4 protein-coding genes are annotated in these 2,594 nt (G+C 43.3%); 2 read left to right on the top strand and 2 right to left on the bottom strand.

Annotated elements, in window-relative coordinates:
* Positions 1-993 (top strand): CHRD domain-containing protein (locus ACWVCM_RS04450; protein ID WP_455200512.1); only part of this gene is annotated, 993 nt, incomplete at its 5' end.
* Positions 994-1,017: 24 nt separating this feature from the next.
* Here ACWVCM_RS04450 and ACWVCM_RS04445 read toward each other — a convergent pair.
* Entirely contained in the window at positions 1,018-1,482 is a 465-nt protein-coding gene (locus tag ACWVCM_RS04445; RefSeq protein WP_455200511.1) for an RNA recognition motif domain-containing protein, read from the bottom strand.
* Positions 1,483-1,908: 426 nt separating this feature from the next.
* Between ACWVCM_RS04445 and ACWVCM_RS04440 the strand changes: the two genes are divergently transcribed.
* Positions 1,909-2,079: a rubredoxin gene (locus tag ACWVCM_RS04440; protein ID WP_455200510.1), complete on the top strand. Its 171-nt coding sequence runs from the start codon at positions 1,909-1,911 to the stop codon at positions 2,077-2,079.
* A 45-nt stretch (positions 2,080-2,124) separates the two neighbouring features.
* Here ACWVCM_RS04440 and ACWVCM_RS04435 read toward each other — a convergent pair.
* Positions 2,125-2,594 (bottom strand): ABC transporter permease (locus ACWVCM_RS04435; protein ID WP_455200509.1); only part of this gene is annotated, 470 nt, incomplete at its 5' end.

Genomic DNA, 2,594 nt, shown 5'->3' with positions numbered 1-2,594 from the left:
TCATCAAATGCTATCAATGGGGGGGTTAGTATTACCCCGATTGGAAATACCACCATACAGCAAGTCCAGATTCGTAAGGGATTTGGCGGGGAAAACGGTAACGTGGTTTTGAACCTGTCCCCTGACACCGCTGATTCGGGGCAATGGTATGTGCCGAATAACTATTTGCTAAGCAATGAGGAGATCGAACTCCTGATGCGGGGTGGACTTTACGTGCTGGTGACTACGGCTAAAAACGTCACTGGCGAACTGCGCGGGCAATTGTTACTGGGTGGCCAGGAATTAATGATCAATGTTCTGGATAGCGCTCAGGTGGTGAGTAATAACAGTGTTAGCATGGCAACCGGAACCAGTTATCTGTCAGTTGATTTTATAACCGGTGAAATACAGGGCAGTGTACGCCACTCAGCAGATATAATGCCGACACAGGTCAGTATGCATGCCGGGCTCGCTGGACTGGAAGGAGACCTGGTAGTGGATTATGTCACCGATCCTGCTGAGTCTGGAGTTTGGCGAATTCCGGAAAACACAGTATTACCTTCAGAGCTACTTGAACAATTGAATGCTGCGCAATTCTATGTGCAGGCATACAGCGAATCACACCCCGAAGGTGAGATCAGGGGGCAGCTGCATTTATTTCATTATTCGGTATTCGCCACTGGATTATCGGGTATGAATCTGATTCCGGAAGTCGTAACTGGTGCAAGTGGAAAAGCCTTTTTAACGTTAAACGGCATTGATGGCAACGCTGAGGCTATAGTGCGTGTATCTGACATAACGCCGTTAAATGTTATGTTGTATCGGACTAGTAATCCAAACAGTACAGAAAATGGAAAATTGCTGTATAACCTGGAAGCAAGCCAGAATTATTGGCAACTATCACCCGGGGTGCTTTTTGGTGCTAATGATTTTAGTGATATTAAAAATGGCAAGTTGATGTTTATTGTGACATCCACTGATTTTCCGCTCGGCGAGATTGGTGGCAGAATTTAATGGCTTGCACATGCAGCAGTAATGTTAATTGCGTTCGTTTGCTTCACTAACCTTGATATTACGGCCAATGAAAGAACTGCCGTTTAGCTTGTTAATAGCCTTCAAAGCGTTTTTTCTATCCATTTCTACAAACCCGTAACCACGTGGTTTGCGTGTTGCTTTATCTATCATTATACGTGCCGAGTGAACCCGGCCAAAAGGCAAAAATAATTCGCTGAGCTCAGAGCGGGTAGTTTTAAAAGGCAAGTTTCCGATATAAATAGTTTGAGTAACGCCACTTCCGCTCTCTTGCTGAATTGCTGCGCCTGCAGTACCGGTGAACATTGCGCCGATAAACTGTCCGATAAGCAATCCTGCGAGTACAGCCGGTAGAGTAGCTATAGATATTATTTGTAAACCCTCCATTAAAAAATATAACAATGCAAACACAAGCAGTGTCGCAACCAGGCCTGATGAATATTGTTTAAAAGAAGGAAATTTGATCGTCATTTTTCTACCGCTTCAAGTTACAGATTGCTGCTTGTTGAATTATTTTTATTGTTTCTATGGTGCATTGTACTTTTTTCTCATGCTTATGTCACAACTACATAAAATTTGTGGCTTACTGGACATATTATCCTGTCTTTTTTAGATAAAGCACGATTCCCTAATACCACTATTCAATACGCCTTTTTGCCCACTGATGTTTGATGCTGGAAAAATCCTGTTGTCAGGATGATAACAATAGGGGTGCTGCAAAGTGTCAACATCGAAAATTACGGTTTATTGCATTCGCCGGGAATGGTTAACTATCTGGATTATTGCCAGTTTTCAATCCTCGATTTTCGCTATATCATTACGTTCCCTTAATTGCTCGTAATAAGTAGTGATTTATAAAAGCGTTAGTTCCAGCCTTGTGTAGATAGGAGTTTGTAAATGAAAAAATGGCAATGCCAGGTGTGTGGTTATATTTATGATGAAGCGGAAGGTTTACCGGAAGAAGGTATTGAACCGGGCACGCGTTGGGAAGATGTACCTGAAGACTGGGAATGCCCTGATTGTGGGGTAGGAAAATCTGATTTTGAAATGCTTGAAGTAGACGATTGATTTCGAGAGATTTCCAGCTGTTACGATTGAAGAATGGAGCGCTTGTTACTCCCACCTGAATGTGATCGCTCCAATTGTTAGTAATATTGCGCTCATGATGGTCAGTGTAAGCAAATAAGGTGCAATTTCCACAAAACCGGCACCATCCAGCATGATAGCGCGAGCTCCATTAATCAGATGCGTTAAGGGGAAAATAAGTGCTGCTTTCTGGAGTAGTGGATGAATTCCTTCCAGCGAGAACCAGACACCGGACAAAAACATCATCGGCCAGCTTATTAAATTTAATACACCACCGGCAAATTCCTCGCTGGCTGTTCGGGCCGCGATCAACAAACCAATGCTGATCATGCTGATTGATCCAAGGATAAAAATCAGCAGCAAATTCAGATAAGAACCGTACATAGGGATATCCAGTAATAGATAAGTGCCAATGTAAACAATGACGGTAATGAGCATGACCAGCCAAAGGCGGGATACTACCTGCGCACAAAGAAACTCTGCGGCGCTAAGAGGAG

The organism is Kaarinaea lacus, assembly GCF_975902315.1.
This window is presented reverse-complemented; position numbering and strand designations above follow the sequence as displayed.

Bases quoted from the DNA above. Each gene is read 5' to 3' on its own strand.
- ACWVCM_RS04445 (WP_455200511.1), bottom strand. From the start codon at position 1,482: ATGACGATCAAATTTCCTTCTTTTAAACAATATTCATCAGGCCTGGTT.
- ACWVCM_RS04440 (WP_455200510.1), top strand. From the start codon at position 1,909: ATGAAAAAATGGCAATGCCAGGTGTGTGGTTATATTTATGATGAAGCG.